Origin of the sequence: Candidatus Megaera venefica (genome assembly GCF_034554655.1) — a bacterium.
Taxonomy (GTDB): domain Bacteria; phylum Pseudomonadota; class Alphaproteobacteria; order Rickettsiales; family Rickettsiaceae; genus Megaera_A; species Megaera_A venefica.
Window position 1 is genome coordinate 1 of record NZ_JARJFB010000083.1, and the last position, 8,587, is coordinate 8,587.

The following is an 8,587-nucleotide window of genomic DNA, read 5'->3' on the forward strand; positions in this document are numbered from 1 at the left end:
CTTCAGACACATCAAGTTCTTGCTGCAATTATTCATAACCACAAAAATATTGCCAATAAATATTTTCCTTTAGCTCTTCCTCCGTAAACGAATCAGAACCGTTGTACATAGCTTGAAGCATTGATAGTGCTAGCATTACTCTATGATCTTTCTTATTTCTACCAAATTGCTTGATTTCAATGTTAGGCAATGCTCTGGCTTCAAGTTCAGACCAATTTACTAAATCCCTTAGTTTATATAACTTGTTTTTAGGATTTAGTTTTGTAGATAATTTCTCTTCAAATAACCTTTCTTGTTTTTGGAGAAAAGTAATATTTTCTATAGGCATAATTTTAAAATCCGTAAGCTTTATGCGGTAATTATACCATTTTCTTATGGATTTTGTAAGCTGTTTATGACATGAAACCCCTTGTTAATTCAGGCGGGGAGAGTTTTGACGGAGGGACTTCTAAACCTCAGCCAATCTTTTTGCCTCGTCATCAGAAATTAGAGCGTCGATAAATTCGTCTAGTTTACCTTCCCTTAGTACTTCATCTATTTTGTATAAAGTTAAATTAATACGATGATCACTTATTCTGCTTTGTGGAAAATTATATGTTCTGATACGTTCTGAACGATCACCGGATCCGATTTGCTCTTTCCTTGAGCTTGCACGTTCTTCTTCCCTTGCCCGTCTCTCTTCTTCGTAAATTCTAGAGCGCAAAATCTTCATAGCTTTTGCTTTATTTTTATGTTGCGATTTCTCATCTTGAATTGCCACAACAACCCCGGTTGGTATATGAGTGATACGCACAGCAGAGTCTGTTGTATTTACGTGCTGCCCTCCAGCACCTGAGGCTCTATAGGTATCGATTCTAAGGTCTTTATCCTCAATTTTTATATCCACCTCTTCTGCTTCAGGTAGAACAGCTACAGTCGCAGCTGAAGTATGAATTCTTCCGCTTGATTCTGTTTGAGGAACTCTTTGAACTCGGTGTACTCCAGATTCAAATTTCAATCTAGAAAAAGCGCCATCGCCTTTGATTAAAGCTGAAGCATCTTTGTAGCCACCTACGCCAATTTCGGAAATTGAAAGTATCTCGAATTTCCAGCCTTTTAAGGCTGCGTATCTTTGATACATGCTAAATAAATCTGCTGCAAACAAAGCCGCCTCTTCTCCACCAGTACCACCTCGTATTTCAATTATCGCTCCTTTACTATCCGCTTCATCTTTAGGTAGTAGAGCGATTTTTACCTCACGTTCAAGCTGAGTTAATTTAGCGTTTAGGTCCCTCACCTCTTCCTCGGCTAGCTCTTTTGTTTCATGATCAATATTTTGATCATTCACTATTTCCTTTGCTCCCTCAAGATCAGTTATTGCTTTTTTATATTCAGAAATTTTCTCGACAATTGGTTCAAGTTCTGAATAATCTTTGGAGGCTTGAACAAAATCGTCTCCCCTTATGCCGCTAGAAAGCTTGTCAGAAAGCTCACTTTGTCGTTGTAAAATTTTATCTAAGTTATCTTCAAAACTCATGGGTACCTTCTTGATGACATAATTTTACTTCTTGCAGCAGCAACGCGTGCTATTGGAATACGATATGGAGAGCATGAAATATAATCGAGACCAGCAAGATGAAAGAAATCAATCGAGTAAGGGTCACCAGCATGTTCACCACACACTCCAATTGTAAGATCGGGATTAACTGCTTTCCCCTTTTCTATTGCCATCTGGATAAGTTTCCCTACCCCCTCAATGTCAATTTGAGAAAATGGATCATGCGTAAATATTTTTTGATCAATATAGTCGGGTAAAAATGAGCTAATATCGTCTCTTGAGATACCATAGGTCGTTTGTGTTAGGTCGTTTGAACCAAAACTGAAATACTCAACATGGTTTGCAATTTTATCAGCTGTTAGCGCGGCTCTAGGCAATTCAATCATTGTCCCAAGTTTTACATTGAATTTCGTTTGGTGCTTTACTTCCATTGAGTTAATGGTTTCACGTACATAGCCATTTATTCTTTCTAGCTCTTTTACATCAGAAATCAAAGGTATCATTAGTTCTAAAATACAATGAGTGTTTTGCTCTGTTTGCACCTGAAAGATTGCTTCAAGTATCGCTTCTACTTGCATGATGTATATTTCTGGATATGAAATACCAAGCCTACATCCTCTATGACCAAGCATAGGGTTTATCTCATGTAATGCATGGAGCCTGTGGTCTATAAGAGAAATAGGTATATTCAAAGCATCAGCCAGTTCCAACTTATCTTTTTCCTCAGTTGGTAAAAACTCGTGCAATGGTGGGTCAAGCAGTCTAACATTAACGGGCTTACCAGCCATTATTTCAAATAAAGATTTGAAATCGGCAACTTGAAGTGGTTTTAGTTTTTCGATAGCACTAATCCTCTGTTCATAGCTTTGGGCTATAATCATCTCTCTAACTAGTGGAATTTTCTTATTATCAAAAAACATATGCTCTGTTCGGCATAGTCCTATTCCACTTGCGCCAAATTTAAGTGCCACAGTCGCATCAAGAGAGGTCTCGGCATTGGCTCTAACTTCCAGCTTTCTTTCTTGATCTGCCCACTCAAGTATTGTATTAAACTCTTCAGAAAAACCTGGTTCTACGAGTTTCACATCGCCAATAATAATTGCACCAGTTGATCCATCTATCGTGATTGTATCGCCTTGAGCAACTTGGTGGCCAGAAGCTGTGGTAAATATTTTTTGCTTTTCATTGACTATTAAACCATTGATACCACATACGCAGGGCTTACCCATACCTCTTGCAACTACAGCTGCATGAGAAGTCATGCCGCCTCGTGCGGTAATTATCCCAACAGAGACGTGCATGCCTTTAATATCCTCCGGGCTAGTATCGTTTCGCACCAGAATTACTTTGTGATGATGAGCCAAGTCTTCTGCGTCATAGGGCGAAAAAACTACTATACCAGTATTGGCTCCAGGTGACGCAGGTAGTCCGGTTGCAATCACTTGTGGATTGGATGAATAATCAATGGCAGTGTGCAATAATTGGTTCAAAGAGTTGGGATCTATTCTCATCAAAGCATCACTTTTGCTTATAACTCCCTCACTTACCATATCAACTGCTATTTTTACAGCAGATGCTGCTGATCTTTTTCCTCCTCTTGTTTGCAGAATATATAATTTACCTTCTTCAATAGTAAATTCAATATCTTGCATATCTTTGAAATGCAACTCAAGTTTATCACATACTTGGATTAATTCTTCATATTGCTGGGGCATTTGTTCTTGCATTGATCTGCCATCGCCACCATTAGACACTAGTATTGGGAAAGGTGTCCTAATACCAGCTACAACGTCCTCGCCTTGAGCATTAATAAGAAATTCACCAAAGATCTTTTTCTCTCCACTAGATGGGTTTCTAGTGAATACTACGCCAGTAGCTGAATCATCACCTTTATTACCAAATACCATAGACTGAATAGTGACCGCTGTGCCCATATCATCATCGATATTATGAATTTTACGGTAAGCTATAGCCCTTGGGCTCATCCACGATTTTAATACAGCTTCGATAGCGTGTTTAAGTTGCTCGGTTGGATTTGATTCAAATTCTTTTCCGGTATATTTCCTAATTACTGCTTTATATTCAATAATTATCTTTTTTAAATCTTCCTCAGTGAGGTCGCTATCTTTGCTGATATTATTGCTATCCTTATGATTACTAAGAATCTCTTCAAAATGATAATTCGAAACTTCAAAAACAACAGTGGCAAACATTTCTAAGAATCGTCTGTAACTGTCATAAGCAAACTTAGGATTCGACGTTGATTTTGCCAATGCCGCTGCTACCTCATCGTTCATACCAAGATTAAGTATAGTATCCATCATTCCTGGCATCGATACTTTGGCACCAGATCGAACAGAAATCAGCAATGGATTGGTATCACTACCAAATTTCTTGCCAACTTCTTTCTCTAACCTACTGATAGATTTACTTAATTCTTCTAAAAAACCTGTTGTTAAATGTAATTGCTTAGTACAATATGCGCTACAGAGTTCACTAGATATAGTAAATCCAGGTGGTATTGAGAGGCCAAGTTTGCACATTTGTGCTAGATTTGCGCCTTTACCTCCAAGTATATTTTTCATTGAAGAATCGCCGTCAGATGCTGACTTGCTGAAATAATAGATTAGCTTGTTCATGGAAGAATGCTCTTTAATAAGAAGATACTAGAAAAATGCGTATATTGCGCCTTGAACTCTTGCACCTTATACAATACTTATCTGTTCTTTTCAATTAAATTCCACCTGAGTTTAGTATAAGAAACATTATAAATTTAGGTTGCAACTAATAATAACAGAAATGTAGAAAAAAAGTTCTTGTCTAAGTTAAGGCTGTAACTTTACTTCTTAATAAATTGACGATTTATTGAACAAGATTCTTTTGCATTTTACTTGGTAAATGTTACTGTTGATTTTTAGGTAACCCTAAAAAAAACTCTCATCACCATGAGAATTGCAAGCATTAGTGTATTCCTTATTTAACTCGACAACTGCCCATACCCAGATTATACAGACTAATGTAAACACGCACATTAAGAATACTGAAATTGAAGAGTACGTGGCGGCTGGAAAGATAACAAATATCATTGATTGGAGCAGCGCACTAGCGGATTTACCAAGTTTAGTACCGATCATGTCAGCTGCAGCCTTACCCCTTGTTTTAAGCTGTTCGTCAAGCGGTACATAGGACATTTCTTTGGTAGAATCAAACAAAGTATATTTGCTTGATTTGCTGAGTACATTCTGAATAGCTCCAATTACAATGGCAAGCATAATTGGGTCAGTAAATGCAAATGACATCATCATAAAAGTTGCTACAGGATCAAAATTTGCGACAACAAAAAAACCGAGTCCTGTAACTAAAACCATAATAGGAGTTATAACTGCAGCTGAAAGCCATCCTAATACCCTGACAATATTTGAGCCGAGTAACACAAAGAAAACTGTCAGTATTCCAGTATAACTTAGGTATCTGCCAATGAACGTAGCAAATTCAGTTGGTGTCTTATATATTTTGGCTGCCTCTGCTTTCCAAGGTCCTTCAACCATATTAATTGCAATACCATAGCAAATAAGTAAAATTGTAATCAACCTTATGTATCTGGATTGAAGAATCATATGGAAACTTTCTTTTAAAGTAAGCTGATTTTTCTTTACTCTAAATTGAAGATTTTCAGCTGTAGTAATATCTAAAATCTTATGATTTAGGAGCCAAAACGCCCCTAGTGCTATTATTCCAAGGATTGTAACAACAGCTATAACTATTTGAATTGATACTACGCTAACGCCCCCACCAAGCCCGAACACCTTGGTAAAGTAATCATTCATAACTTGTAAATTTATTAAAAATGTACCAGATAAGTACAATCCTGTTTGTCCCAATAGCCCAAAAAGTGGGTAGAATCTTTTAGACTCATCCACGGAAGTAATTTTATTTACAAATTGCCAAAATAATAGTGCGAAAATAGCATTAGGCCATAACTCGGCTATCACATAAAACAAGGAAAAGCTCCAATTGGATAGTAATAGTATAAACCACTTTAAATTAGGAAAACTTGCAACTAACCTGTTTGCAGTATCTGGAGATATATGAATTAATTCATGGTTAGGGAATAGATAAAATGCAAATAAAAAGAAGAAGCTTAAAAATATAGCCATTATTAGGTAAAATATATTTTCTCCCTTCATGACGCTCACTAACTTAACATAGATAATTGTCACTATAAATGCCGCTGGTAGTACGCCCCAAAACTTAAGAAACGAAATCGTCTCAACGCCTATCATAGTGTTGATGACACTATCTTTCATAGCCCGAATCAGATTTTGAATTCCTAATATACAGAACATTAATAGTGTAATAGACAAAAACTTCGGCAACTCACCCTTATGAATTGGCCATATATAGTCTAAGAATTTTATAAATTTTGAAGATGATTGATGAGCAATTTCAGAAACTTTAGTTGCGTTTAAGTTGTTCTCTGAAATATTTGTCATAAATGTCTAACCCAAATGTTTCCCCATCGGCTAGGTCTACATAGTATATAAACAGGTATAGGGAGTCAAGGACAAAAAAAATTATTTCGAAGTAGTCTCGAACTAACTCAATAAATGTTTAAAGTTTATAGGGTTTGACGTCAGCCATGGAAACATATAGTCACCATGCTGAAGTCATTTTAACACTTCTTTCCGTTGTCTGAGATGCCGGATCAAGCCCGGTATGACTGTTGTATTGCCTAAGATGCTGGGGCTAAGGCGTGCATAAACTTACCTTAAGTTCAGTATGACAGTGTTTTTATCAGTGAGTAGAGTTTTTAAAGATCTTATTTTGTATAAGTTTCTAATTTCTCACGTAATATTTCAATTGTAACCCCTAAAATGCTGGCTGCCTTACTCATATCTCCTAGACAATAACCAATAGTATTAAATACCATTCTTTTTTCATTATCTGAAGAACCTATCTCATGATATGCAGAGGCCTCTTTTTCTCTCTCTTTGATATTTATATCAATTGGCATTATCTCTGGAGAATCGGAAATAAGAACCGCTCTATGTAATACGTTTTCAAGCTCGCGGACATTTCCAGGCCATGAATATACTAACATTTGATCAAGCGCAGATTGGGATAATTTTTTCTCACCCAGGCCGTTAGTTTTTGTATATTTTTTTATAAAATAGTTTGCCAAGAGTTCAATATCTTGCCCCCTTTCTTGCAAAGAAGGTAATCTTATATTAATGATATTTAGCCTAAAATAAAGGTCTTCTCTAAAGTTACCTTTCTCTATTTCTTTTTGTAAATCTCTATTAGAAGTAGCGATAATTCTTAAGTCTACTTTTACAGGTGAATTGCCGCCAACCCTATCTATTTCTCTTTCTTGAATTGCCCTAAGCAATTTTGCCTGAAGCCTAGTATCCATTTCACTAATTTCATCAAGTAATAGAGTGCCACCGGATGATTCTTCAAATTTACCAATCCTTCTACTAACTGCACCCGTAAAAGCTCCTTTTTCATGGCCAAATAGCTCTGATTCAAGTAAATTTTCAGGAATAGCAGCACAATTTACAGCCACAAATAGCTTATCTTTTCGCTTGCTTTTACTATGAATATAACTTGAAAATACTTCTTTACCAGTTCCGGACTGTCCAGTGATTAAAACATTTGCATCTGAAGCAGCTATTTTATCGGCTAAGGCAATTGAATCAAGCATAGGCTGTGACTTTCCGATAATACTGACGGAATCATCGGAAAGAGCGGCAAAAATTGCTGCTATTAGTCTTTCATCCGGAGGTAAAGGTAAGAACTCCCTAGCTCCAGATTTAATAGCTAAAACAGCATCCTTTGGAGAACATTGAACTCCATATGCTATTACTGGTGTCGATATCTTTTCATTTTGCATAGCAATTACCAGTGATTTTATATCAAATTGAACATCAACCAAAACTAGATCAGCACCCTTCCCTTGGCACAAAAAATCTACACCTTGACTACAAGACTCTACCATCACGACTTTTGCGTTTTTGGATCTTGCAATATCAATAGCTGTTTTAATTTCACTATTAATATCACCGATAATTAAAAGTCTCATACCATCCCTGAAATTAATTCTACAGTTGCGATTTTTCACGCATTCGCGTCCTCACCTAATAAATATAGGCTCCGGGCGCTTTCCTCTCAAATCATCATCTATAAAAATTTTAATTTGAAGGTATGTGGTCATCATATCCCTGAAATTAATTCTACAGATGCAATTTTTCACGCATTCGCGTCCTGATTATGCAAATAGGTCCATTCAAATCAAAAGCTCGTTATGACTGAAGAGTTTCCAGACTTACATGCGACCAAAAGTCACCAGGACTCAAGTTCAAGCGGACTTTTGTTATACTGACCACCCCCATACTCAACCAGCCATGGCAACTTAAAAGCTATTTACTTAAACACACTTTTATATCTATATATGAATACCCTTCTCATCTCCAAGGTGGTAAGACAATATCCCAGATACAATTATTAATCATAACTTTTTTTTCCGCAAGCCCCAAATACTTTTCTTCCCAAAGGAGTCCGATGGCAAGATTTTCATAAAATGAACACAACTTACCCACTTTAACTGCATCAAAAGTTACCTCATCACCTTGGTTTACAGGGGCAAAATTCGTGCCACATTGTAGCTTAAATATTTTTTTTCTAACTACTCCTTGGTATTTTGCTCTTGAAATGACTTCCTGGCCTACATAACATCCTTTTTTATAGTCAATTGCATTTAATTCTTCAGCGCCAAACTCAATTGGAATTGACTTTTCTACTACCAAATCTAAATTACCATCCACAATAGCAAAATTATATTTATCTTTAAGATACAAATCGTTACTCTTATTTTGTAACTTAGTGATATTTTCAGTTTTTATTAATGATCTTAAGCCAAGTTTATCATATCTTGGATCTTGCAACGAAAATACTACGTTTTGAAGTTTTTTCGTTGAGTATAAAACTTCATAAAATTCTGAAACATCAAGGATTTCTATATGACTTCTTAACTTATACATAGATAAACGC

6 protein-coding genes are annotated in these 8,587 nt (G+C 36.3%); all 6 read right to left on the minus strand.

Going from position 1 to position 8,587, the window contains the following annotated elements:
* Window positions 1-28 precede the first annotated feature (28 nt).
* Window positions 29-328, minus strand: a complete 300-nt coding sequence (locus tag Megvenef_RS05710) for a transposase (RefSeq protein WP_322777016.1) — start codon at window positions 326-328, stop codon at window positions 29-31.
* Window positions 329-448: 120 nt separating this feature from the next.
* The gene (gene prfA / locus Megvenef_RS05715; protein ID WP_322777017.1) at window positions 449-1,516 is read right to left on the minus strand and encodes a peptide chain release factor 1; all 1,068 of its coding nucleotides are present in this window, start codon (window positions 1,514-1,516) and stop codon (window positions 449-451) included.
* The gene (gene ppdK, locus Megvenef_RS05720; RefSeq protein WP_322777018.1) at window positions 1,513-4,176 is read right to left on the minus strand and encodes a pyruvate, phosphate dikinase; all 2,664 of its coding nucleotides are present in this window, start codon (window positions 4,174-4,176) and stop codon (window positions 1,513-1,515) included. The genes prfA and ppdK overlap by 4 nt, the downstream gene beginning before the upstream one ends.
* A gap of 285 nt (window positions 4,177-4,461) precedes the next feature.
* On the minus strand, window positions 4,462-6,030 hold the full coding sequence (locus Megvenef_RS05725; protein WP_322777019.1) for an Npt1/Npt2 family nucleotide transporter: 1,569 nt from the start codon (window positions 6,028-6,030) through the stop codon (window positions 4,462-4,464).
* Between the two features lie 326 nt (window positions 6,031-6,356).
* Complete coding sequence (locus Megvenef_RS05730; protein ID WP_322777020.1) at window positions 6,357-7,658, minus strand: sigma-54-dependent transcriptional regulator; 1,302 nt, start codon at window positions 7,656-7,658, stop codon at window positions 6,357-6,359.
* Window positions 7,659-8,001: 343 nt separating this feature from the next.
* A partial coding sequence (gene ygfZ / locus Megvenef_RS05735; RefSeq protein ID WP_322777021.1) for a CAF17-like 4Fe-4S cluster assembly/insertion protein YgfZ occupies window positions 8,002-8,587 on the minus strand: 586 nt, incomplete at its 5' end.